16 protein-coding genes are annotated in these 23,888 nt (G+C 67.6%); 11 read left to right on the forward strand and 5 right to left on the reverse strand.

Annotated features, from left to right (window positions below; all coding sequences use genetic code 11):
• Nucleotides 1-49 precede the first annotated feature (49 nt).
• Nucleotides 50-2,620 carry a TonB-dependent receptor gene (locus AC1RM6_RS10160; RefSeq protein WP_493100723.1) on the reverse strand — a complete coding sequence of 857 codons (2,571 nt, stop codon included), beginning with the start codon at nucleotides 2,618-2,620 and terminating at the stop codon, nucleotides 50-52.
• A gap of 452 nt (nucleotides 2,621-3,072) precedes the next feature.
• Between AC1RM6_RS10160 and AC1RM6_RS10165 the strand changes: the two genes are divergently transcribed.
• Nucleotides 3,073-3,540 (forward strand): Lrp/AsnC family transcriptional regulator, encoded by a 468-nt coding sequence (locus tag AC1RM6_RS10165; RefSeq protein ID WP_493100725.1) that lies wholly within the window; start codon nucleotides 3,073-3,075, stop codon nucleotides 3,538-3,540.
• A 256-nt stretch (nucleotides 3,541-3,796) separates the two neighbouring features.
• On the opposite strand, the gene AC1RM6_RS10170 is transcribed toward AC1RM6_RS10165, so the two are convergent.
• The 4 genes from AC1RM6_RS10170 to AC1RM6_RS10185 form a co-directional block, all read right to left on the reverse strand.
• Complete coding sequence (locus AC1RM6_RS10170; RefSeq protein ID WP_493100726.1) at nucleotides 3,797-5,704, reverse strand: sulfatase-like hydrolase/transferase; 1,908 nt, start codon at nucleotides 5,702-5,704, stop codon at nucleotides 3,797-3,799.
• Between the two features lie 11 nt (nucleotides 5,705-5,715).
• Complete coding sequence (locus AC1RM6_RS10175; protein WP_493100728.1) at nucleotides 5,716-8,118, reverse strand: TonB-dependent receptor; 2,403 nt, start codon at nucleotides 8,116-8,118, stop codon at nucleotides 5,716-5,718.
• A 333-nt stretch (nucleotides 8,119-8,451) separates the two neighbouring features.
• A complete protein-coding gene (locus AC1RM6_RS10180; protein WP_493100730.1) occupies nucleotides 8,452-9,630 on the reverse strand; it encodes an ROK family transcriptional regulator in 1,179 nt (392 codons plus the stop codon).
• A 162-nt stretch (nucleotides 9,631-9,792) separates the two neighbouring features.
• A complete protein-coding gene (locus AC1RM6_RS10185; protein ID WP_493100732.1) occupies nucleotides 9,793-10,320 on the reverse strand; it encodes a DUF1993 domain-containing protein in 528 nt (175 codons plus the stop codon).
• Nucleotides 10,321-10,448: 128 nt separating this feature from the next.
• Between AC1RM6_RS10185 and AC1RM6_RS10190 the strand changes: the two genes are divergently transcribed.
• The 10 genes from AC1RM6_RS10190 (at nucleotide 10,449) to AC1RM6_RS10235 (ending at nucleotide 23,741) form a co-directional block, all read left to right on the forward strand.
• The gene (locus AC1RM6_RS10190) at nucleotides 10,449-11,120 is read left to right on the forward strand and encodes a DUF6629 family protein (protein ID WP_493100734.1); all 672 of its coding nucleotides are present in this window, start codon (nucleotides 10,449-10,451) and stop codon (nucleotides 11,118-11,120) included.
• Between the two features lie 268 nt (nucleotides 11,121-11,388).
• Nucleotides 11,389-13,044: a glycoside hydrolase family 43 protein gene (locus tag AC1RM6_RS10195; protein ID WP_493100736.1), complete on the forward strand. Its 1,656-nt coding sequence runs from the start codon at nucleotides 11,389-11,391 to the stop codon at nucleotides 13,042-13,044.
• A 136-nt stretch (nucleotides 13,045-13,180) separates the two neighbouring features.
• A complete protein-coding gene (locus AC1RM6_RS10200) occupies nucleotides 13,181-18,979 on the forward strand; it encodes an alpha-2-macroglobulin family protein (protein WP_493100738.1) in 5,799 nt (1,932 codons plus the stop codon).
• A 106-nt stretch (nucleotides 18,980-19,085) separates the two neighbouring features.
• Nucleotides 19,086-21,230 (forward strand): penicillin-binding protein 1C, encoded by a 2,145-nt coding sequence (pbpC, locus tag AC1RM6_RS10205; protein WP_493100739.1) that lies wholly within the window; start codon nucleotides 19,086-19,088, stop codon nucleotides 21,228-21,230.
• Between the two features lie 144 nt (nucleotides 21,231-21,374).
• Nucleotides 21,375-21,617 (forward strand): hypothetical protein, encoded by a 243-nt coding sequence (locus tag AC1RM6_RS10210; protein WP_493100741.1) that lies wholly within the window; start codon nucleotides 21,375-21,377, stop codon nucleotides 21,615-21,617.
• A 73-nt stretch (nucleotides 21,618-21,690) separates the two neighbouring features.
• On the forward strand, nucleotides 21,691-21,939 hold the full coding sequence (locus AC1RM6_RS10215; protein WP_493100743.1) for an AbrB/MazE/SpoVT family DNA-binding domain-containing protein: 249 nt from the start codon (nucleotides 21,691-21,693) through the stop codon (nucleotides 21,937-21,939).
• The gene (locus AC1RM6_RS10220; protein ID WP_493101557.1) at nucleotides 21,932-22,321 is read left to right on the forward strand and encodes a type II toxin-antitoxin system VapC family toxin; all 390 of its coding nucleotides are present in this window, start codon (nucleotides 21,932-21,934) and stop codon (nucleotides 22,319-22,321) included. Before AC1RM6_RS10215 ends, AC1RM6_RS10220 begins: the two co-directional genes overlap by 8 nt.
• A 65-nt stretch (nucleotides 22,322-22,386) precedes the next feature.
• Nucleotides 22,387-22,698 (forward strand): DUF1272 domain-containing protein, encoded by a 312-nt coding sequence (locus AC1RM6_RS10225; protein WP_493100745.1) that lies wholly within the window; start codon nucleotides 22,387-22,389, stop codon nucleotides 22,696-22,698.
• A 3-nt stretch (nucleotides 22,699-22,701) separates the two neighbouring features.
• A complete protein-coding gene (locus AC1RM6_RS10230) occupies nucleotides 22,702-23,214 on the forward strand; it encodes a hypothetical protein (protein WP_493100747.1) in 513 nt (170 codons plus the stop codon).
• Nucleotides 23,211-23,741: a TPM domain-containing protein gene (locus AC1RM6_RS10235; RefSeq protein WP_493100749.1), complete on the forward strand. Its 531-nt coding sequence runs from the start codon at nucleotides 23,211-23,213 to the stop codon at nucleotides 23,739-23,741. The genes AC1RM6_RS10230 and AC1RM6_RS10235 overlap by 4 nt, the downstream gene beginning before the upstream one ends.
• Nucleotides 23,742-23,888: the final 147 nt, after the last annotated feature.

Consider the following 23,888-nt stretch of genomic DNA (forward strand, 5'->3'; position numbering starts at 1 on the left):
CCCGACCGCGCACGGGGCGCGGCCGGGAGAGGGTCATTCGGTGCCGGTGTCAGCGGAACTTGGCTGTCGCCTGGAGCCCGATGACGCGCGGAGCGGTCGTCTGCGCGAAATTCGGCCGGATCAGCGTGCCGTTGTACCGATAGGACAGCTGCGTCGCGCTGGCCTGGCCATTGCCGAGCGAGGTGAGCCCGATCTTGTTGAACAGGTTGTTCGCGAAGACCGAGATACCCCAGCGGCCCTGGTCCTTCTCGAGGCCGATCCGCATGCCGACCGTCGCGAAGCCGGGCAGCGTGTAGAGCGCCTTGCCGCCCGGCGTGCCGGCCGGCCCGTTGGGATAGGCCGTCGCATAGCGCGTCAGGTCATAGGTGGTCAGCGAGCTGCTGCGATAGGCGATGTCGGCATGGGTGATGATCGCCAGATCGTCGCCGATCGGCATGGTATAATCCGCCGAGCCCTGGATGGTCCATTTCGGCGAATAGGGAATGCGATCGCCGCTCTTGCCCGCGGCGATCGTCGCGCAGCCGGTGGTGCCGGCGACGAACGGGATCGGGCATTGGGTGATGCCGGCCGGCAAGCCCTGATCGCCCCGCAGCTTGGCGTCGATACGGCTGCCCGACACCCGCAGCGTGAGCCCGTCGACCGGATAGAAGGAGGTGTCGAGTTCGAGGCCGCGGATGCGGGCCGGGCTCGAGCTGTTGGTGATGAAGCCGAACGCGTTGTTGAAGCTCGCCGAGATCTGCATATTGTCCCAGTCCATCTGGAACGCATCGATGTTCACGACGACCTTGCGGTCGAACCACGAGGTCTTGGCGCCGACCTCATAGGCCCAGACCGAGTCCGAACCATAGACCGCGGCATAGCTCGGCAAGCCGAGCGTCTGGTTCACGCCGCCGGGGCGATAGCCTTGAGCGGCGGTCGCGTAGAGCATGACGTCGCGGTTGACCTTGTAGTTGGCGCCGAACTTGAGCAACGAGCCATTTTCGTCGCCGCTGGTCGTCAGCGGATCCTGGCGCGAATTGCCCGCGATGTAGCTCGGTACGAGCACCGCCGACGTCGTGTCCTTCATATATTTGAAGTAGCGACCGCCCGCGGTGACGCTGAGCGCGTCGGTGATGTCCCAGGTCCCCTCGACGAAGCCGGCGATCTGTTCCAGCCGGTCGTCGATCGTGCGATCGAGGCCGGTGAAGTTGGTGCCGACGAGGTAGGTGTTACCCGTCGCGAAGCCGTTCGGATAATTCTGATAACCGGTCAACGGGTCCGACCGCTCGAGGATCGAGCGGGTGAGGTTCTTGCGGTAGCTGTGGTAGAAACCGACCGTCCATTTGATGGCGTTGCGGTCGTCGGCCAGCCGGACTTCCTCGGTCGAGGTCTCGTTCGACTGCGGCTGATAGGTCGACTGGATCCCGTAGCTGTTGACGAGATTCTGGTAGCCGGCACCGTTGCAGGTCGCGCCGACGATATAGCCCGACTGGCAATCGCTCAGGAAGCGGCTGTAGCCGGGAATGGCCGTGGCCGCACCGGTATAGGTCGGTACCAGCCCCCTGGTCTGATCGACCGTCTGATAGCGCGAGAAATAATTGGTATAGTCGAAGCTATATTTGAGATCGCGCTTCGAATAGGACGCGGTCGCGGTCAGTGTGGCGAAGCCAAAATCCCAGTTGAGGGTCGCGGAAGCGAGCTTCATCTCGTCTTCCTGCGGCTGACGGATCAGCAGCGACTGGTCGTAACGCTTTCCGGTCAGCTGATATTCGGTGTAGTTCCAGTCGGAACGGGCGCCCTTGCGGTCCTGATAGACGCCGAGCAGATCGAGCGTGATATCGTCGGTCGGCTTGACGCGCACGGTCAGGCGACCGCCATAGCTCTTGCTGCCGTTGATATCCTTCACGCCGAGCACGCTGTTGTCGATGTAGCCGGCGCCCTTCTCGTAGAAGCCGACCAGGCGCGCGCCGATCTTGTCCTCGATGATCGGCAGGTTGATCATGCCGTTGGTCTGATAGCCGAGCGATCCGCCGCTGCCGTCGACGGTGCTGATCTGGCCGTCGACCGCGCCTTCATAGCGGTCCAGCTTGGGCTTGGCGAAGATGATGCGGATGGTGCCGCCCATCGAGCTCGCGCCATAGAGCGTACCCTGCGGGCCGCGCAGCACCTCGGCGCGCTCGACGTCGAACAGGCGCAGGCCGGGCAGCGTGCCGCCGGCGTCGTTCGACACGCCACCGGTGCCGCTCAGCGGGACCTCGTCATAATAGAGGCCGACCAGCGCTTCGCCGGTCGCGTAGAGATTGCGGATGATGACGCGGCTGCCGCCGTTCGAGCTCTCGTTGATCACGAGGCTGGGGGAAACGCGGCCCAGGCCGTTCGAGTCGGTGATGTTCTGCCGGGCGAGCGTGTCCGAGGTCACCGCGGAAATCGAGATCGGCGTCTGCTGGATGTTGGTCGCGCGCTTCAGCGCGGTGACGACGATTTCGTTGCCGTTCGCTGCGTCGTCGACCTGTGGCGAAGCGGTGCCGGTCTCCGCCGGCGGTTCGCCGGCAGTCTGCGCGTTCAGCGCGCTCGATGCCGCAAGAAGAGAAATACCCAGCAGGAGACGTCGCCTGCGAAAGCCATGCGCGAACCCAATCATATATGCCCCCTTTGTTCAGCGCCGGAACGACCCCCGGTCGCATTTTTTGCTGTGGCCCCATGGGACATCACTGCCCGCCGGGTTCCCTCCACCATCCCCGGACCGGAGGCTTTCTCGCTGCCTCCTGTCTCCGATTGGAAACGTTTCTGTCCCCGAACACAAATCTAAAATTGCGATGCCAAAAACTATTTTTTCGAACGTCTGAACCAGTGATTTCACGATCGTTGGTGTATATGCACTGCGAATCGGTTGAAATTGGGCAATGACTGGCATGGCGTGTCAAGCGTTTCACCTCCCCACGACACCGTCTCACGGACGTATCGCCGACCCTTGTCGCCGCACCGCAATCGCCGTGGCGCGGCGCCTGATGGTGATTTGCGGGGTGGACATGGCCATATGATCCTGCGCCGATATCCGGGGGGCGGCAGGCAGGCGATACGCGGGGGGCGCGCATGAACGGCAGGGAAAAACTCGATAGCTTCGACACCAGGATCCTCCAGATCCTGGCCAGCGACGGTCGCAAGTCGTGGCGTGACGTGGCCGAGGAGATCGGCCTGTCGCTGACGCCGACGCTTCGGCGGATCAGATGGCTCGAAAGCGAAGGCTATATTCTCGGCTATAGCGCGCGGCTCGACGAGCGGCGGCTGAGCGGTTCGATGGAGGCGCTGGTGTCGGTCACGCTCGATCGCCAGTCCGAAGAGGCGCTGACCGGGTTCGAGGCGAGCATCGGCGAGATCGCCGAGGTGACCGACTGTTTCCAGATCACCGGCGACTATGACTATATGCTGCGCGTCGTGGTGCGGGACCTCGACCATTATCAGCTGACGCTGGGCTATCTGTCGCGCATCCCGATGCTGTCGCGGATGACGTCGAGCTTCGTCCTCAAGAATGTGCTGCGACGCGCCACCCAGATCAGCTGAGGCACGGGCGGGGGTGGCCGCTATCCCCACGTCGCACCATAGCCGCTATCTTAACCCGTCACCCCGCACGTGTTGCGGGGTCCATGGCTGGTGCGTCAGGCGCTATGGCTGGAGGAAAGCGAGCAGATAAGGCTGCGTTCGATCCTTGCCGGTGACCTGCGCGGCAATAGCCATGGACCCCGCAACAGGTGCGGGGCGACGAAGAGGAACGAAGCGCCCTGATTTAGCATCTATGGACGCCGTCTCGACGGCGCGCTCAGCTCACCACCCCGGGCTTCGCCCGCATCCGGTCCATGAACCCCTTGGCGTCGAACACCGGCGACGCCGGCGTGTAACTGCCGTCGAGGACGAAGCCGAGATAGCGGCCGGCGCCGACCAGATATTCGTCGTCGCTCGTCGCCGCGCGCGCGACCGCGGCGCGCGCCGGCGCTGCCTTGGCGCCGATATAGGTGAGCGCATTGAGCGCCTGGAGGCGGACGCGCGGGTGCGGATGATGGTCGAGCAGTTCGATCAGATGATCGACCGGCTCGCGATCGTCGGTCAGCCTGGCCGCCGCCTCGGCAAACGCGACGCGGACCTGCGGCGCAGCATCGCCGCGCATCGCCGCGAGGATCGCCGGCAGCGCCGGGCGCGCATCCTCGCCGAGGATCAGCAGCCCCTGCGCCGCCCAATAGCGGATCACCTCGTTCGGATCGCCGAGCGCATCGACGAAATGCTGCCGGTCCTCGGGCCGACGCTGCGCCGCCTTGGCCGCCAGCGCCATGATCCGAGGCAGCGGATAGGCGCCCGCGCGGCGGCTCTCCGCATAGCCTTCGATCGCCGAGCCTTCGGGAATGAAGCCATTGTCGTTGACCGAGACCATATGCGCGTCGAGCGCCTGGCGCATCGCCGCGATCGTCGCGCGATGCGCCTTCACCGCGATCAGATCATCGATCTGGTCGGGATCGGCCTTCAGATCGAAGAACTGCTCGAACGGCTTGGTCCCCCAGAATTGCTCCTGGACCGGGTTCAGCGTGCCGGCGAGATGCGCGGCCTCCCAGTCCTGATAGCCCTTCGCCTGCCATTGATAGGAGCCGCGCTGGCCCCAGATCCGGTGCGGCGCATAATAGCGGATATAGCGATAGCGGCCGTCGGTGACGGTGCGGACCATGTCGTAGCGCTCGTCCATTCGGTTGCGCATGCCGAAGGCGTAACGCTTCGGGCTGCCGGCATGGGTCCCGAGAAAGGCGGTGCCCTGCATGTGGCGCGGCGGCCTGATCCCGGCGAGCGACAGCACCGTCGGCGCCAGATCGATATAGCTAACCGGTGCGGCGATCACGCTGCCCGGCGGCGCCGGAGCGAAATGGCGCCATTTCTCGGGGACATGGACGATCATCGCGCAGCGATGGCCCTCGTCGAAGCAATAGCGCTTGCTGCGCGGCAGCACCCCGCCATTGTCCGAATAATAGAAGATGATCGTGTCGTCGGCGAGCCCGGCGGCTTCGAGCTCGGCGATCTTCGCGCCGATCTCGCCGTCCATCTGCTCCATCCGGTTATAATAGGTCGCGAAGTCGCCTCGGACCCCCGGGGTATCGGGCAGATAGGCCGGCACCCGCACATCCGCGGGCTTCACCCGCCCGTCGAGCCGGTCGAACAGCCGCGATTCATGGGTGGTCTCATGGTTGAACACCGCGAAGAACGGCGCGCCCGCCGGCCGGTCGCGCCAATGCGCGGTCTTGCTCGATACGTTCCAGATCCGCTCGGGCTTGAGGTCCGAATTATAGTCGGTCTTGGCGTTGTTGGTGCAATAATAGCCCTGCTCGCGCAGCCAGGTCGGGAAGCCTGCGAGCAGCGCCGGGAGCTTGGCGACCGCGCGCATATTGTGGGCCGGCCCCGCACTTTCGGGATAGACCCCGGTGATGATGCCGAAGCGCGACGGTGCGCAGACCGGGGCGTTGCTGTAGACGTTGCGGTACAATATCCCCCGCTCGGCCAGCCGGTCGAGCACCGGGGTGTGCGCCAGCCGGTCGCCATAGGCGCCGATGAACGGGTTGTTGTCCTCGCTCACCAGCCACAGGATATTCGGCCGTTCGGGCGCCGCGGCCTCGACGACGATCGGCATCGACAGGCCGGCGGCGGTGACCGCTCCGGTCGAAAGCAGCTGGCGGCGGGTCAGGTCGGTCATCGTCCGCCTCCTCAATAGCTGATCGCGAAGGTCGCGCCGAAATAGCGGTCGGCGTCCTTCGGGATGAAGCCGGTCAGATTATAGGGATTGGCGGCGTTGGTGAGTTCGCCCGCCCGGCTGATGCTGGTCAGATAATGCTGGTCGAACAGGTTGCGCACGAACAGCGTCAGGCTGTAGCCGCGCGCCTTGTCGCGCAGGCCGATGCTGGCGTCGACGGTGGCATAGGCCTTCTGGACCGCATCGGGATCCTGTTCGAGGGTGAAGTTGACCCGGCTCTGGGCGTTGCCGCTGAGCTGGCCGAACAGGGCGAAATCGGTGCCGGCGAGGTCGCTTTCGTAGCGCGCGGTCAGCGAGCCGCGCCACGAGGGTGCATTGGGCAGGCGGCCGTCATGGATATTGACGAAGGTGGTACCGCCCGCGGTCCGCCGGAAGCAGATATTGTCGCCCGGATTGGCGAGCACCGCGGCCGCCGCCTGCTGCGGCAACGGGCAGCTCAGCCCGTCGACGTCGACGCTGGTCGCCAGATAGGTGACCCCGCCGTTGAACGACAGCCCCTTGGCCGGACGCGCCGAGAATTCGAGCTCGACGCCCTTGGTGATCGCGCTGCCGGCGTTGGTCGGGATCGACGAGACGATCCCGGTGACCGGATCGGTGTTCGCCGCCTGGACCTGCAGGTCCGAATAATCGGCGTAGAAGGCCGCAGCGTTGATCGAGAGCAGGCGATCGAACAGGTCGAACTTGAAGCCGGCCTCCCATGCCTTGACCGTCTCGGGCCGGACCGGGCGCTGGTTGACGAAATTGGCGGTGACCTCGATGTCGTAGGCCGCGCCCTTATAGCCGCGGGTCCAGGTGACATAGGCCTGCGCGTCGCGGCTGAAGCGATATTGCAGGCCGACCTTGCCCGACAGATCGGTGTCGCTGGTCGATCCGCTGCCCGACGACGCTGCCGCCTGCGGCACGTCGCCCGCGATCAGCGCGAGACCCGGCCGGTTGGCGCTGTAGCGCACCGTCTCGCGCTGGAGCCGGGCGCCGCCGATCAGCGACAGCGCATCGACCAGCTTGAGTTCGGCCTGACCGAAGCCGGCATATTGCTCGGTCTTCGACGAGGCGTGGTGATAGGTCGAGGTGTAGGTCGGCACCGCGCAGGGCTGGCCGAACACCGCCGGCCCGTTGGCGCCGCCGGCGACGCAATTGCCGAGCCGGCGGCGGAAGCCGCGGCTGACGTCGAGGTCGAGATAATAGAGGCCCGCGACATAGGTGAACGGCCGGTCCTGCGGCGAGGTCAGCCGCAGTTCCTGGCTGAACTGCTTGACCCCGGCGGGGCCGCCGTTGAGCACGCCCTTGCCGTTCGAGAAGGGCACGAAGATCGGCTGCGGGGTGTTAAGCCCGTCGACGTCGACATTATTGTCGAAATGGAAATCCTGCCACGCGCTGATCGAGGTCAGGGTGTGATCGCCGAGCTTGAGATTGGCCTCGAGCGAGCCGATCCACTGCCGCGTGTCGTTGAACGACGGCACGTCGATCGCGACCTGGCGATTGTGGCGGCTGGCGACGATCGGGCCGAGCAGCTGTGCGAGCAGCGGGGTCGTCACCTGGATATATTGCGGCTGGCAGCAATCGGCATTGGTCTTGCGATAGTCGACGGTGCCGAGCAGATTGAGCGTCTCGGTCGCGTCCCAATCGAGCTTGCCGCGCGCGCCCCAGCTCTTGAACCCGTTCTGGTCCTTGCCGGTCGCGACATTGGTGATGTGGCCGCCGACATCGTTGTAGAAGCCGCTCAGCCGCGCGCGCAGCCGATCGGTGAGCGGCCCCGACACCGTGCCCTTGAGCCGATATTCGTCCTGTTCGGCGACGGTCGCCTCGGCGCGCGCGGTGAGGTGATCGGTGGGCCGCGCGGTGACGACGCTGATCACCCCGGCGGTGGCGTTCTTGCCGAACAGGGTTCCCTGCGGCCCGCGCAGCACCTCGACCCGTTCGAGATCGGCGAGGTCGACGAAGCCCTGCGCCTGGCGCGCCATCACCACCCCGTCGATCACCGTCGAGACCGAGGATTCGGAGCCCTGGTTGAACAGCGAGGTGCCGATGCCGCGCACCCGGAAGGTCGAGTTCGAGACATTGTTGCCCTGGGTATAGGTCAGCGACGGGATCGCATTGACCAGCCCGTTGGTGTCGTTGATCTGCCGCTGCGCCAGCCGGTCGGCCGATATCGCGCTGACCGCCAGCGGAACGTCCTGCAGCCGCTCGGTCCGCTTCTGCGCGGTGACGACGATCTCGCCGTCGGCCGGCGTGTCGGCGGCCGCTACGGCTTCAGCGCCGGTCTGGGCCAGCGCCGCAGAAGCCGGCAGCGTCACCGCGCCGATCATCAGCGCGACCGCGATCGCATGGGTCGAGGGGAACAGGCGGACATGGGTCATGGGCGATACTTTCTGGTTCTTGATCGACGCCTCCGCTGCGACGGGCATGCGGGGGCGCTGGCCGGAAAGGCGCGCCGGAGCGCGCCCGACCGGACCGCGGGCAGGACGATGACATTCGATAGGATGGTCGATGGACGGTCGGCCGGACCTGTCGGTCCGGTCCGCGACCGCTCAGCTCAGGGCTGGGTTCTCAAGCATTTTCCCCTTTGTTTTCCGTGCGGAAGCCCCGATCGTCGCTGCGACCCTGGTGCCCCTTCGGTTCTCTACCTGCTCGATAGTAATAAGTTTGGTCAACGAACTAAATCTGCGCAGGCGGGAAGCTCGGCTTGTATCTCAACTCATACGGTAGAGTTGTTCGAGCGCGAGCGAGGCCGCGCCCTGCCACAGGCTGTTGGCGGCGATCGGCCGGATCGCGATCCGGGTCCGCGCGCGCAGCGCCGGCAGGATCTGCGCAGCCAGGGTCGCCTCGAACGCCGGGGCGAGCAGCGCCGGCAGATCGGGACTGGCGGTGGCGATCACCACCCGGCCGGGATCGTCGGCGTTGACATGACCCGCGACCGCCGATCCGAGCGCGCGCCCGGCGGTATCGAATGCGGCCTTGGCGACGGCGTCGCCCGCCTGCGTCTGCGCGACGGCCTCGGTGAACGATACCGGGATGGTCCGCTCGTTCGCGGCCCCCTGCCCGGCCAGTCCCGCAACGATCCCGGCCACGCTGGCATAAGCGGCAAGGCACCCCGTCCCGCCGCAGAAACAGGTACGACCGCCGTCGAAGGCGACCTTCGCATGGGCATATTCGCTGTTCATGCCGTTATAGCCGGTCTGCAGCGCGCCGTCGGCATAGCGCGCGCCGCCCATCCCCATTTCAAGCAGCGCGATCAAGGTGAAATTGTCGAGATCCCCTGCCCCCGGATGGCCGAACCAATGTTCGGCGCGGGCGACGACGGTGGCGCGGTTGTCGAGCGTCACCGGAATGCCGATCCGCGCCTCGACCAGCGGCCCGATCGCCACCGGATCATGGACTCCGCCCGCGGGCAGCCAGTGGAGGGTGCCGGCGCGGCGATCGACCTGCCCCGGCAGGACGATGCCGACATGGCGCAGCGTGTCGCGCGCGATCGGCGCGCTGGCGATCGCATCCTCGACCGCGTCGGCCAGCCGCCCGGCGAGCGACCCGACATCGCCTAGCCCGCCGATCGCCGCGCGGTGCGAGGCGATCCGCGCGCCGGTCATGTCGATGATCTCGACCAAGGCGGTGCCATCGAACATCGGGAACAGCCCCAGCGCATGCGCCGCGCCGGCGGCGATATGCAGCCCGGTCCGCGGCCGCCCCCGCCCGCCGGGCGCAGCCTCCTCCTCGACGATCACCCCACGCCGCAGCAGCGCGGCGCTCAGTTCGGTCACCGTCCCCTTGGTCAGCCCCAGCGCCGCCGCCAGCTCGATCCGCGAGATCGACGGCGTCCGCCGGACCGCCTTGAGCAGGCGCAGCTTGTTATGGTCATGCTCGGCCGGGCGCATGGTGTTCCTGGAGAGCGTAGCGGTCCCTTCCCATGTCGTCCCAGCGAAGGCTGGGACCCATGTCTCGCCCGGCACAAGATGCCGTATCGAGAGGAGAGAGACATGGGCCCCAGCCTTCGCTGGGGCGACGATAACGGAGAGATTTCGAACCTCTCGAACAGCTCACTCCGCCCGATCCTTGTTCACCCGCCCGAGAAAGTCGCGCTTCCCCAGCGCCACGCCCTGCAACCGCATCAGATCATAGGCCGTGGTCGCGTGAAAATAGAAATTGGGCTGCGAGAAGGAGAGCAGGAAATTCTCGGCGCGATAATCGACATGGCGGTCGCCGAAGGTGAAGCGCATGTCGCGCCCGATGAAGCCATCGAGCTCGGCGCGGTCGATCGCCGCCAGCGCCGTCTCGGCCCCGGCGACCCGCTCGCGCAATCCGGCGAAGCTCGCAGGCGGCGGGCTGGTGTCGGGCGAGAAGCTGCCCCGGCGCACGCCCTCGATCGCGCCGGCCGAATGCACCACCACCGATTTCACCTGATAGGCGAAGGGCAGCATGTCGTCGGCCAGCCGCGCGTGGAGAATCGTCCCATGCGGCAGCCCGGCCGCGTCGCAATGCGCCTCGGCCTTGTCGAGCAGCCCGGCGACCGAACCCAATATCTGCCGGAAGGACGGGATCAGGGCATCGTAGAGCGAGAAGGTCATGCGGGTCTCCATCGGCGGCACTGCCGTTCCCGGTCTTGTGCACGGCCCGCCCGGACGCGCCAAGCGCCATGGCGGATATTCGTTTCGGGTGATAGCGCCTCGCCTCGGGATCAGAAGGGAAGAACCGCATGTGCTATTCGCCGACCGCCAGCTTCGTCTCCGCCGCCGCGATCGCGACGATCGGGGTGGCGACGCTGCGCCATGTCCGCGAGCCGCGCACGCTGCTGTTCGCCGCGGTGCCGATGCTGTTCGCGCTCCACCAGTTCACCGAGGGCATGGTCTGGCTGGGTCTCAACGGCACGATCGGCCAGGAGGGCCTCCACCGCGCGTCGTTCCTGTTCACCCTCTATGCGCAGGGACTGCTGCCCTTGCTGATGCCCGCCGCGGTCGGTCTGATGGAACCGCCCGGCCGGCGCCGCACCGCGATCATCGGCCTGACCGCGATCGGCGCAGTGGTGTGCGCCTGGGATCTTTACGGGTTGCTGATGCTGCCGAGCCGGGTGTTCATCGACCATCATGCGATCGCCTATCGCAACCCGATGACCGGCAATCTGTGGATCTCGCTGCTCTACATCCTGTCGACCTGCGGGTCGCTGCTGCTGTCGAGCCACAAGGTCGTGCGCTGGTACGGCGCGCTCAACGTCGTCGTGCTGACGATCGTCGAACTGGTGCGCGAATATGCGTTCGCGTCGGTGTGGTGCTTCTACGCGGCGGCGATGAGCATGATGATCTACTGGCAGTTTCGCGGCGGTGCGATCCGGATCGGGGGGCGTGAGATGGTGCTGGGGGATGTGCGGTAAGAGCGCTCTTTTCCGTCGCCCCGGCGGAGGCCGGGGCCGCCCAAGGCGAAGGCGCTCCGCTTTTCTCTCTCACCACCTGAATGCCGATTTCGCCTGATACCGCCTGTAGGAAGACCCGCGGATCACCGTCAGTGCTGGAACCTTGGGCGGCCCCGGCCTCCGCCGGGGCGACGAGATCGATCGGCCTCCAAGACCGCATTTTTGCGATTTGTCTGAGTTTATCCTTCGTTTATGCAGGCCCCGCCATCGGCCAACGAAGGAGAAGCGCGTGACCCCGAAACCGCCCCGCCATACCCTGCTCGCGATCGCCCTCGCCCTCACGGCATCCGCCGCCATCGCCGGCCCCGCCCGCTTCGAGCAGTTCCGCTATGCGGGCCACGCCCAGGAACGGGCCGCCGCCGGGCCCGGCGACTATCGCAACCCGATCCTGTCGGGCTATTATCCCGACCCGTCGGTCACCCGCGTCGGCGACGACTATTATCTGGTCAATTCGTCCTTCGCGCATTTCCCCGGCCTGCCGGTCTTCCATTCGAAGGATCTGGTGAACTGGACCCAGATCGGCAACGCGATCGACCGGCCCGGCCAGCTCGATTTCACCGGCCGCCGGATATCGCAGGGCGTGTTCGCCCCCGACATCTCGTACCACGCCGGGACCTTCTTCATCGTCAACACCTGCGTCGAATGCGGCGGCAATTTCGTGATCACCGCGACCGATCCCGCCGGCCCCTGGTCCGATCCGGTCTGGCTCGCCTTCGAGGGGATCGATCCGTCGATCTTCTGGGACGGCGACCAGGCCTATATCGTCAACAACGGCCCGCCAAACGAGCCGCCACGCTATGACGGCCACCGGGCGATCTGGATTCAGCAATTCGACTGGAAGGCCCGCAAGATGGTCGGCGAGCGCACCCAGATCGTCAATGGCGGGGTCGACATCCGCCAGAAACCGAGCTGGATCGAAGGACCGCATCTCCTGGCGCATGACGGTCTTTATTATCTGATCGCGGCCGAGGGCGGCACCGGCGACAAACATTCGGAGGTCGTGTTCCGATCGGACAGCCTGCGCGGGCCTTATATCCCCTATCGCGGCAACCCGATCCTCAGCCAGCGCAGCCTCGACTCCGCCCGGCCCAACCCGATCAGTTCGGCCGGCCACGCCAAGTTCGTCCAGACTCGGAATGGCGACTGGTGGGCGACCTTCCTCGCCACCCGCCCCTATCAGGGCGACTATTATAGTATCGGCCGCGAGACCTTCCTGCTGCCGGTGACCTGGCAGGACGGCTGGCCGCATATCCTGCCCGACGGCGCCCCGATCCCGTTCGTCGCGCCGCGCCCGAAGCTGCCCGCGCAACCCCGGCCCGCAATCCCGGTCACCGGCGATTTCAGCTATGTCGACGACTTCGATGGCCAGCGGCTCGCGATGCAGTGGATCGGGGTGCGCACCCCGAAACAGCCGCTCTATCGGCTCGACAGGGGGGCGCTGATCCTCGATCGCGGCGCGCCGCTCGGCGATCTCTCGGGCGTCCCCGCGTTCGTCGGCCGCCGCCAGCAACATGCGATCGCGACGATGTCGACGGTGCTGCGCTACACCCCCGACAAGGACGGCGATCGCGCCGGGCTGGTCGCGCTGCAGAACGACCAGTCCTATCTGTTCTTCGGCCTCACCCGGATCGCCGGCAAGCCGGTGATCGCGCTCTACACCCGCGACAAGGCGCAGGCGGACAGCCTCGTCGCCTCGGCACCGCTGACCGCCACCGGACCGATCACCCTGACGATCCGCGCCGATGGCGGGACGATGGGGTTCGACTATGCGGTCGGTGGGCGGACGAGCACGCTCGAGGCCGAGTTCGACGCGACCTTCCTGAGCACGAAGCGCGCCACGGGATTCGTGGGGACGGTGGTAGGGCCGTATGCGTGGAATCAGTAAGCTAGGCACACCAATTGGAAGCTAACATAAATATGCGAGCGCCCGCCTCCATCCCTACCCTTCACCTCCGCCGCCAAACCCCCTAGTCTCCCCTCCGCAGCCACGCACGAGCGCGGCGCGTGTGGGAGCTTGAGTGATGCGTGCTGTGGTTCTCCGGCTCTGGCCGATCCTGCTGCTCGTCGCCCTGATTCCCGCTATCCTGCTCGGGTCGCGCGCGCTGTCGCAGGCTGCCGGTGCGACGATCACCATGGCCGGACCCGACAACAGCGACGGCGCGGTGCGCAGCTTCCGCATGCGCTTCTCGGCGCCGATGGTGCCGCTCGGCGAGCCGCGGGCCGCGGCGCCCGCCGAGGTCGCCTGCCCGGTCGCGGGGGCCGGGCGCTGGGCCGACCAGCAATATTGGGTCTATGAATTCGAGACGCCGCTGCCCGGCGGGCTGAGCTGCAGCTTCACCCTGCGCGACGGCCTGAAGAGCGTCGACGGATCGGCGGTCGCCGGGCAGCGACGCTATGTCGTCGACACCGGCGGGCCGCGGGTGCGGGCGATCCTGCCGGGACGCTACGAGGGGCGCATCCGCCAGGACCAGAGCTTCCTGGTCGCGACCAACATCCCCGCCGACCGCGCCTCGATCGCCGCCGGCGCCTATTGCGCGGTCAACGGCATCGGCGAGAAGATCCCGGTCGACCTTCTCGGCGCCGATGTGCCGCGCAAAATCCTGCCGGCGATGGCCAAGTCAAGCTACCAGGCGAAGCAGTTCCTCGAAGAGGCCGGGATTGCGCCTGCCCAGGCGGGATCGGCCGCGGCGACCCGCAATATCGTCGCGCTCAAATGCCGCCGGCCGCTGCCGCCCGGGCGCGACATGGCGCTGGTGTGGGGCGAAAGCATCAGCGGCGGCGGCCGCACCGCCGGCACCGCGCAGCGTTTCGACTTCACCGTCGTCGACGAGTTCACCGCGCGCTTCGAATGTTCGCGCACCAACCCACAAGCGGGATGCAGCCCGGTCGAGCCGGCCTATGTCCGCTTCGCGGCCCCCGTGCCCAAGGCGACCGCGGCGGCGATCCGGATCCGGCTCGCCGACGGGACGATGCTGTCGCCCGATCGCGGCGAGACCGACAATGCCAGCGAAGGCGACGAGGAAGAGGGCGACGGCGATGCCGGCCCGGCCAACGGCTTCACCGACAGCGTCAAGTTCGTCCTGCCCGCCGATCATGGCGCCACCGCGGCGACGGTGCTGATGCCGGCCGATGTCCGCGACCAGGATGGCCGCCCGCTGGTCAACGCGCGCCGCTTCCCGCTGCCGGTCCAGTTCGATGCAGCGCCACCGCTGGTCAAATTCGCGGCGACCTTCGGCATCGTCGAGGCGAACGAAGGCGGCGTGCTGCCGGTCACCGTGCGCAATGTCGAACCGAAGCTGCAGGGCCGCGCGCTGCCGATCGCCGGCCGCACGCTGCGGCTCGGGGATTCGGACAAGGAGGTCGCCGCCTGGCTGCGCAAGCTCGACGCCGCCGAAGAGGCGAGCTTCAAGGAAGAGAAAAGCGGCGGCAAGGACGTCACCGTCAACCACACCCGCGACACGCCGTTGCTCGCCGGAATCGCCGGCACCAAAGGCCGCAACGTGCCGCTGCCGGCCAAGGGCAAGGCGTTCGAGGTGGTCGGCATCGCGCTCGGCGCCCCCGGCTTCCATGTCGTCGAACTGGCGAGCCCGACGCTGGGCCGCGCGCTGCTCGGCCGCGACGCCACCCGCTATGTCGCGACCGGGGCGCTGGTCACCAACATGGCGGTCCATTTCAAATGGGGCCGCGGGGTCTCGCTCGCCTGGGTGACCGCGCTCGACAGCGGCAAGCCGGTGGTCGGCGCCGATATCCGCGTGTCCGACAGCTGCACCGGCCTCGAGCTGGCGACCGGCAAGAGCGGTGGCGACGGCGCGCTGACGATCAAAGGCGACCTGCCGACCCCGCAAAGCTATGGCTCGTGCGAGAGCGAGAGCAGCCATCCGCTGATGGTCTCGGTACGCAAGAGCGGCGATTTCAGCTTCACTTTGACGAGCTGGAACAAGGGCCTGCAGCCCTATGATTTCGACATGAGCTTCGAATATGAGGATCATCCGCAGATCCTCCACACGATCTTCGACCGCACGCTGATGCGCGCCGGCGAGACGGTGCATATGAAGCATGTCATGCGCCGCCCGGTCGGCACCGGCTTTCAGACGATGGGGCTCAAGGGCACGCTGCGCCTTACCCATCGCGGGTCGGAAACCGAATTCGACCTGCCGATCGTCATCGGCGCGAACGGGGTCGGCGAGAATGTCTGGACCGCGCCCAAGGGCGCGCCGCAGGGCGATTACGACCTGAGCGTGATCGTCGGCGACAAGGAAAAACCGACCAGCAGCTTCGCGACCGGCCAGTCGATCCGCGTCGACGAATATCGGCTGCCGACGATGCGCGCGACGATCGCCAGCCCCGACGGGCCGTTCGTCCGGCCGAAATCGGTGCCGGTCAATCTGTTCGTCGGCTATCTGTCGGGCGGCGGCGCGCCGCGGCTGCCGGTCAACCTGCGCGCGAGCTTCGACGAGGATCTGCCGACCCCGCGCGGCTGGGACGGCTGGACCTTCGGCGGGGCGGCGATGGTCGAGGGGGTGACCCCGCTCGACGACGACAATCGCGACATGACGGCGCCGAAACCGCCGACCCAGCTGCTCGCGGCGACGCTCGACGGCCAGGGTGCTGCGCACAGTGCGATCACCGTGCCGGCGACGCTGAAGGACGGCGCCACCATGGCGGTCGAGATGGACTATCCCGACGCCAATGGCGAGACGCTGACCGCGAGCCAGCGGGTGGTGCTCTATCCGGCGGCGATCCGGGTCGGGATGAAGTCCGACGGCTGGCTGATGAAGAAGGACGATCTGCGGCTGAAATTCGTCGTGCTCGGGCTCGACGGCAAGCCGGTCGCGGGGCGCAAGATCAAGGTCCAGCTCTACAGCCGGCAGATCATGTCGGCGCGGCGGCGGCTGATCGGCGGCTTCTACGCCTATGAGAACAACGCCAAGGTGACGTTGATCGACGCCGGCTGCTCGACGAAGAGCGACGAGCGCGGGCTCGCCGCTTGCGCGATCGACGCCGGGGTCTCGGGCGAGGTCACTGCGGTCGCGACGGTCAAGGACGACGACGGCAACGAGGCGCGCGCGACCAGCTCGATCTGGCTCGCGGGCGGCGACTGGTGGTTCGGCGGCGATAATGGCGATCGCATGGACGTGGTCCCCGAACAGCGCGAATATAAGGCGACCGACACCGCACGCTTTCAGGTGCGGATGCCGTTCCGATCGGCGACCGCTTTGGTCACGGTCGAACGCGAGGGCGTGCTCGCCAGTTTCGTGACGACGCTGTCGGGCAAGGATCCGGTGGTCGAGGTGCCGCTGCTCGGCAACTATGCCCCCGACGTCTATGTCTCGGTGCTCGCGGTGCGCGGCCGGGTCGCCGGCTGGCGGCTGTGGCTCGCCGACTTCGCGCGGCGCTGGCACCTGCCCTTCTTCCAGGATCTCGCCGCGCCGCCGACCGCTTTGGTCGACCTCGCCAAGCCGAGCTTCCGGATGGGAATGGCGAAGATCTCGGTCGGCTGGGATGCGCACCGGCTCAATGTCGACGTGAAGACCGACCGGCCCAAATATCATGTCCGCGACACCGCGCAGGTGGCGATGCGGGTGACCGGCGCCGACGGCAAGGCCCCGAAACAGGCCGAGATCGCTTTCGTCGCGATCGACGAGGCGCTGCTCCAGCTCGCCCCCAATCCGAGCTGGCAGCTGCTCGACGCGATGATGGACGAGCGGCCGCTGTCGGTGCTGACCTCGACCGCGCAGATGCAGGTCGTCGGCAAGCGCCATTATGGCCGCAAGGCGGTCGCGACCGGCGGTGGCGGCGGCGGCGACCTGTCGCAGATGAACCGCAGCGATTTCCGGCCGATCCTGCTGTGGAAGGGCCGGGTGCCACTGAACGCCAACGGCATGGCGCGGATCGCGGTGCCGCTGTCGGACTCGCTGTCGTCGTTCCGGATGGTCGCGGTGGCGACCGCGGGTGCAGGCCGCTTCGGCACCGGCCAGGTCTTGGTGCGCGCGACCCAGGATCTCGGCATCCATGCCGGGCTGCCGCCGCTGGTGCGGTCGGGCGACCTTTACGGCGCGGCGTTCACGCTGCGGAACGGATCGCCGCGGGCGATGCGGGTGACCGCGCGGGTTTCGGTGGCGCCGATGGTGCTGACCGCCAGGCCGATCACCGTGACGATCCCCGCGGGCGGCGCCCAGACGGTGATCTGGCGGACCCGCGCGCCGGCCGGAATCGACCGGCTGCGCTGGACGGTCAGCGCCGACGCCGCCGACGGCCGGACCCGCGACCGGATGACCGCCGAGCAGCAGGTCGTCCCCGCGGTCCCGGTCGACACCTGGGCGGCGACCCTGCTCAGGGTCGGGCCGCAGACGTCGATCCTGATGACCCCGCCGGCGGGCGCGCTGCCCGGCCGCGGCGGGGTGTCGGTGCGGCTGACCAACAGCCTGTCGCCGCCGCTCGACGGGGTGCGCGACTATATGCGCGCCTATCTGTGGGATTGTTTCGAGCAGCAGCTGTCGAAAGCGGTGGTCGCGGGCGACGTCGGGGCGTGGAACCGGCTCGCCGCCGACATCCCCGCCTATCTCGATCGCGAGGGGCTGCTGCGCTACTTCCCCGACAGCACTGCCGACGGATCGGTGGCGCTGACCGCTTATGCCCTGTCGATGACCAGCGAGGCGGGCTTGATCCTGCCCGAGGGGCCGCGCGGCCAGATCATCGCCGCGCTGCGCGGGGTGGTCGAGGGGCGGATCGAGCGCAGCGACGGCTATGCCGGCGACAAGCGCATGGAGAAGCTGATGGCGCTGGCCGCGCTCGCCCGCGCCGGCGCCGCCGATCCCGCGCTCGCCGACCAGATCGGGATCGCGCCGAAGGACATGCAGACCTCGGCGCTGGTCGACTGGCTGACCGTCGTCACCCGCACCGCCGGGCTCGCGCCGCGCGCGGCCGAGGCGGAGACCGAACTGCGTGCGCGGATCGCCTATGAAGGATCGCGCTTCGACTTCACCGACAGCGCGCGATCGCCCTGGTGGCTGATGTCGTCGGCCGACGAGACCGCGGCGCGCGCGCTCGCGACCCTGATCGGCCGGCCGGGCTGGCAGGACGAGACCCCGCGGCTGATGGTCGGGCTGGCGATGCGCCAGTCGCGCGGTCATTGGGATACCACCACCGCCAATGCCTGGGGCGTGGTCGCCGTGAAGAAGTTCGACACCCTCTATCCGCCGGGCGCGATCGGCGGGACGACGCGGGTGTCGCTCGCCGGCCAGAGCGCGGTCGCGACCTGGCCCGCCCCCGCGCCGATCGCGCTGCGGCTGCCGTCGATGCCGACCCCGCTGCTGCTCGCGCATGGCGAAGGCGCAGGACCGTGGGCGCAGGTCTCGGTGACCGCGGCGGTGCCGATGAAGGCGGCCTTCTTCGGCGGCTACCGGATCGCGCGGACGGTGAGCGTGATCCAGCGCCGGGTGCCGGGCCGGCTGTCGCGCGGCGACGTGCTGCGGGTGCGGCTGACGATCGACGCGGGCGCCGAGCGCAACTGGGTGGTGGTCAACGATCCGATCCCGGCGGGGGCGACGATCGTCGGCGATCTCGGCGGGCAGTCGGCGCAACTGGCGGCGCAGGCGAACGGCAGCGAAGGCGCCTCCCCCAGCTATGTCGAACGCGGGCTCGACGCCTGGCGCGGCTATTATGGCTGGATGCCGCGCGGCCGGGTGGTCGTCGAATATGCGGTGCGGCTCAACGCCGGCGGCACCTTCCAGCTGCCGCCGACCCGGGTCCAGGCGATGTATTCGCCCGAAATCCGTGGGGCGCTGCCCAATGCGCCGGTGACGGTGGCGCTGCCGTGAGGATGCGGTTGGAGCACCGCCAGTTCGGCCTCGCCCCACGCCGTCATGCTGAACTTGTTTCAGCATCCACCGTGCGACAAGGGGCCGTTCCCGAACCGAGGAGTGGATGCTGAAACAAGTTCAGCATGACGGGTGGAGAGTATTGCGCCACTACCTCACACCGCACCGCCTCGCTATTGCCACCCCGCTAATCCTCATTCTCGCGCTCTGGATCGCAACCTGGCCGCCCTCCACCCCCGACTATGCGACCGTCCGCGCCGCGTGGCAGCCGACCGAAAGCTGGCTCTACGACCGCAACGGCCGGCTGCTCGAAAGCGAGCGGCTCGATTATGAGCGCCGCCGGCTCGAATGGGTGCCGATCGCGGCGATCTCGCCGCTGCTCAGGGAACGGGTGATCGCCGCCGAGGACCATGGCTTCGCGTCGCACCACGGGGTCGACTGGCTGGCGATCGCCGGATCGGTGCGCGACGCACTGACCGGCAAGCGCGCGCGGGGGGCCTCGACGATCACGATGCAGCTCGCCGCCTATCTGGCGCCGCAGCTCGCCCGGCCGGGATCGCGTGGGGCGTGGCAGAAGGCGCGGCAGATGCGCGCGGCGATGGCGATCGAGCGGAGCTGGCGCAAGGACCAGATCCTCGAAGCCTATCTCAACTTCGCCGGCTTCCGCGGCGAGACCCAGGGGATCATGGCGGCGAGCCGGCAGCTGTTCGGCAAGCCGCCAGCGTCGCTGTCGCCCGACGAGGCGGCGATCCTCACCGCCTTGCTCCCCGATCCGCAGGCCAGCCCCGAGGCGGTCGCGCGCCGCGCCTGCCGCCCCGTTCCCGATCGCTGCACCGCCATCAAGGCGCGCGCAGCCGAGGCGCTGGGTTCGGCGCGGCGGATCGAGACCGACCCGGGGCTCGCGCCGCATCTCGCCCGACGGCTGATCGACAAGCCGGGCGTCAAGCTGACGACGACGGTCGACATCGGCGTCCAGCGGATCGCGATCGCGGCGCTGCGCCGCCAGTTGATCGGCCTCGGCGATCAGCGCGCGCGCGACGGCGCGGTGGTGGTGCTCGACAACGCGACCGGCGGCGTGCTCGCTTATGTCGGCGGGGTCGGCGAGGGATCGACCGCGGCGGCGGTCGACGGCGCGAAGGCCTATCGCCAGGCCGGATCGACCTTGAAGCCCTTCCTCTACGCGACCGCGATCGAGCGCGGTTACCTGACCGCGGCCTCGATCCTCGACGACAATCCGGTCCAGCTCGACACCGCCTCGGGCCTCTATGTGCCGCAAAATTACGACCGCAGCTTTCGCGGGCCGGTATCGGCGCGCACCGCGCTCGCCGGATCGCTCAACGTGCCGGCGGTGCGCACCCTGCTGCTGGTCGGGGTCGATGCGTTTCGCGACCGGCTGTGGGACCTGGGCTACAAGGGGCTGACCGAGGATGGCGGCTATTATGGCTTCTCGCTCGCACTCGGATCGGCCGAGGTGACGCTGGTCGAGCAGGCCGACGCCTATCGCAGCTTCGCCAATGCCGGGCGCTGGTCGCCGGTGCGCTTCCTGCCCGGCGATCCTGCCATCGCACCACGCGGAGTGACGAGCCCGCAGGCTGCCTGGATCGTCGCCGACATGCTGTCCGATCCGGGGGCGCGCGCGACCAGCTTCGGCCTCGACAGCGCGCTGCGCCTGCCGTTCTGGAGCGCGGTCAAGACCGGTACCTCGAAGGCGATGCGCGACAATTGGTGCGTCGGCTTTTCGAGCCGCTACACGGTCGCGGTGTGGATCGGCAATCTCGAGGGGGATTCGATGCGCGCGGTGTCGGGCACCAGCGGCGCAGCACCGGTGTGGCGCGAGGTGATGCTCGCGCTCCACCGCAACCCGCCGCCCCCGCCGCCGCGCCCCGCCGGGATCGACAGCCGCCCGGTCGTCTTCGACGGCGGCATCGAGCCGCCGCGGATCGAACGGTTCGTCGCCGGCACCGCCCAATCGCGCTTCGGCCCCGCCCCCGCCGGCGCGCAGCGGCCGCGGATCACCAGCCCGGTCTCGGGCGCGATCTACGCGCTCGACCCCGACATCCCCGGCGACCGCCAGCGCATCCGTATCGCGGTCGCCGGCCCGGTCGAGGGCCACCGCCTGCTGCTCGACCGCCACGACCTCGGGCCGGCGGCCGCGCAGCCGCTGGTGCTGCCGGGCCCGGGCGCGCACCGGCTGGTGCTGGTCGATCCGGCGGGCAAGCCGGTCGACCGGATATTGTTCACGGTGCGGTGAAGGGGAGCAGGCAAACGCCATCGACGCGTGCGCCCAGCGCGCCCGCAGCACCGTCCATCCGCTTTGCCGCCCGGCTCCATTTCGCCGCCCGAAACCGATGCTAATCCTATGCGATCGATGGTTCGATGCTGTGGAGACGGCGCTGTGAAATATGACAATGAGGCGATGCTGCGCGGCCAGGCGGTGGAGGGCTATGAGGCGGTCCGATCGCTCGACGCGCATGGCGAGATGATCCGGCTGATCCTGGTCGAGGCGTCGCTGCTGGCCGAGAAATATCGCTATGTCAGCCGGCACGACATCCCGCACGTCAAGGAAATCGCCGGGCTGCTCGACGTGCTGTGGCAGGAGGTCGAGATGGAGAGCGCGCGCAGGGTGCGCGTCGTCTGATCTGACGGTGCCATACTATACATGTTTTCGAGCATCTGTATGATGGCGACAATCTGTATGGTGGGCACCCGTCATGAACGCGCGCAGCGGCAAATTGGTCAGTGGCGGCAGGCTTCAGGTACCGGCTGATATAAGACGCGAACTCGGCTTGGCCGATGGCGCGGCAGTGATGATGGAGGTCGTCGACGGCGAACTCCATGTCCGCCCGTTGCGCGATGCGGTTGCCCGGGTGCAGGCCAGGTTGCGAAACCATGTGCAGCCGGGCCTGCCCTTGTCGGAGGCCCTGATCGCCGACCGGCGTGCCGCCGCGGCCGATGAGTGAAGCCACTTACGTCCTCGACGCATCGGCATTGCTCGCACTGATGCTCGACGAGCGCGGCGCGGCCAGGATCGAAGCCTGCCTTCCCGACGCCGTCATCGGCGCGGTCAATCTTTCGGAGGTCATCGCCAAGCTGCAGGAACGCGCGGTCCCCGATGCCGTCATCGACCAGAGCATAGCCGAACTCGCGCTGACCATTCTCCCGTTCGACGCCGCGCAGGCCGATCGAGCCGGCAAATTGCGGGCCGCGGCTCGTCGCCATGGTCTCTCGCTCGGCGACCGCGCTTGCCTGGCGCTCGCTGCCGAACGCGGCGCGGTGGCGTTGACGACGGACGGCGCCTGGGTGGACGTCCAGGCCGATGTCATGATCGAGATCGCCCGCTGATCGAACCATCCTTGTCGATCATGCCGCCGTGGCGCTAACCTCTCCGGCCAGGGGGACCCGACATCATGGCGCTCGAGCTGCGGCCGAACTGCGAATATTGCGACAAGGACCTGCCGCCGCACGCGGTCGAGGCGCGGATCTGTACCTATGAGTGCACCTTCTGTGCCGATTGTGTCGAGACGAAGCTGTCCAACGTCTGCCCCAATTGCGGCGGCGGCTTCGCCCCGCGACCGATCCGGCCCGCGACCGAATGGCGGCCGGGGTTGTCGGTGGCGCAGCGGCCGGGCTCTACGAAGCGAGTGCATCTGAGCTTCACCACCGAGGAGGTCGAGGCCTTTTCGGCGCGGCTGCGCGATGTCCCGGCGGAGGAGCGATAGGCGGTGGGCGGCTATACGCCTGCCGAACTGGCGACCGCACAGGATCGCTACGGCCTGCGCTTTCCGCCCGACCTCGTCGAAACGATGCGGCGGTTTCGGCCCAGTGCCGATCATGACTGGAGCATCGAGGATCCACGGATCCGCACGATGCTCGCCTGGCCGTTCGAGGCACTGAAGTTCGATATCGTCGAAGGCGGCATGTGGTGGCCCGACTGGGGCGATCGGCCGCAGGCGATGGCCGATCGGATCGCGATATTGCGCGAGGCGCTGACCAGGGCACCTCGGCTGATTCCGCTCGGCAACCACCGCTATCTGCCCGAAACGCCGATCGAAGCCGACAATCCGATATTCTCGATACATGGTTTCGATACGATCTATTATGGGGCGAACCTTGCCGACTATTTCGAGAACGAAGCGACCGGCCGTCCTGCCTCAGCCCCGATGCGGCGCATCGTCTTCTGGTCGGATATCGCCGAAAACCATCATCTGAGCTATTATCCGGATGTCGGCGCATGAACCGCACCGCCAGCTTCGGCGCGCTGCTGCTCGCCATCGTCATTTCCCCGATCTGCCCCTCGCCCTCTGCAGTCGCTACGGCCGCTGAAGCCTCGTCGACGATCGCGCTGACCGGGCGCGTCGTCGATAATGCAGGATTGCTGACGCCGGCCGATGAGCAGCGGCTGACCGAACGATTGGCCGTCTTCGAATACAGGACGAAGCATCAGTTCATCGTCGTGACGCTGCCCAGCCTCGGCGGCGGGGACATCGCCACCTTCACGCGCAGGCTCGCCAATCGCTGGGGCATCGGGCGCAAGGGCGTGAACGACGGCGTCGTCCTGCTCGTCGCGCCCAACGAGCATAAGATAAGGATCGCCGTCGGCTATGGGCTGGAGCGCGCGCTGCCGAATGCAGTATGCGCGGCGATCATCGCGCAACAGATCCTTCCGCATTTCAAGGAAGGAAAGATGGCGGAAGGTATCGACGCGGGGGTCGGCGCGATTATCGATACATTGCAAGCAAGCAAACCGCGCGAATCGAGATAGCGCCCAGCAGTTCGGCATTCGGATCGGGCCACGGCGAAAATGCTGCGCTTCGCGACCCGGAGCGCAGCGTACTTCATGTATATGAGCACCGGAAGCGAAGAAGGGCGCCATTTGCAGCCCGGCATATTCGCATGCCGAACCGCCGCC

This window comes from Rhizorhabdus sp. GW822-FHT03C02, assembly GCF_058801765.1.

Excerpts from the sequence above, each read along its gene's own strand:
- AC1RM6_RS10200 (WP_493100738.1), top strand. The coding sequence starts at position 13,181 with ATGCGTGCTGTGGTTCTCCGGCTCTGGCCGATCCTGCTGCTCGTCGCC.
- AC1RM6_RS10170 (WP_493100726.1), bottom strand. The coding sequence starts at position 5,704 with ATGACCGACCTGACCCGCCGCCAGCTGCTTTCGACCGGAGCGGTCACC.
- AC1RM6_RS10160 (WP_493100723.1), bottom strand. The coding sequence starts at position 2,620 with ATGATTGGGTTCGCGCATGGCTTTCGCAGGCGACGTCTCCTGCTGGGT.
- AC1RM6_RS10235 (WP_493100749.1), top strand. The coding sequence starts at position 23,211 with ATGAACCGCACCGCCAGCTTCGGCGCGCTGCTGCTCGCCATCGTCATT.
- AC1RM6_RS10220 (WP_493101557.1), top strand. The coding sequence starts at position 21,932 with ATGAGTGAAGCCACTTACGTCCTCGACGCATCGGCATTGCTCGCACTG.
- AC1RM6_RS10225 (WP_493100745.1), top strand. The coding sequence starts at position 22,387 with ATGGCGCTCGAGCTGCGGCCGAACTGCGAATATTGCGACAAGGACCTG.
- AC1RM6_RS10190 (WP_493100734.1), top strand. The coding sequence starts at position 10,449 with ATGTGCTATTCGCCGACCGCCAGCTTCGTCTCCGCCGCCGCGATCGCG.
- AC1RM6_RS10175 (WP_493100728.1), bottom strand. The coding sequence starts at position 8,118 with ATGACCCATGTCCGCCTGTTCCCCTCGACCCATGCGATCGCGGTCGCG.
- AC1RM6_RS10215 (WP_493100743.1), top strand. The coding sequence starts at position 21,691 with ATGAACGCGCGCAGCGGCAAATTGGTCAGTGGCGGCAGGCTTCAGGTA.
- AC1RM6_RS10185 (WP_493100732.1), bottom strand. The coding sequence starts at position 10,320 with ATGACCTTCTCGCTCTACGATGCCCTGATCCCGTCCTTCCGGCAGATA.
- AC1RM6_RS10165 (WP_493100725.1), top strand. The coding sequence starts at position 3,073 with ATGAACGGCAGGGAAAAACTCGATAGCTTCGACACCAGGATCCTCCAG.
- pbpC (WP_493100739.1), top strand. The coding sequence starts at position 19,086 with ATGCTGAAACAAGTTCAGCATGACGGGTGGAGAGTATTGCGCCACTAC.
- AC1RM6_RS10180 (WP_493100730.1), bottom strand. The coding sequence starts at position 9,630 with ATGCGCCCGGCCGAGCATGACCATAACAAGCTGCGCCTGCTCAAGGCG.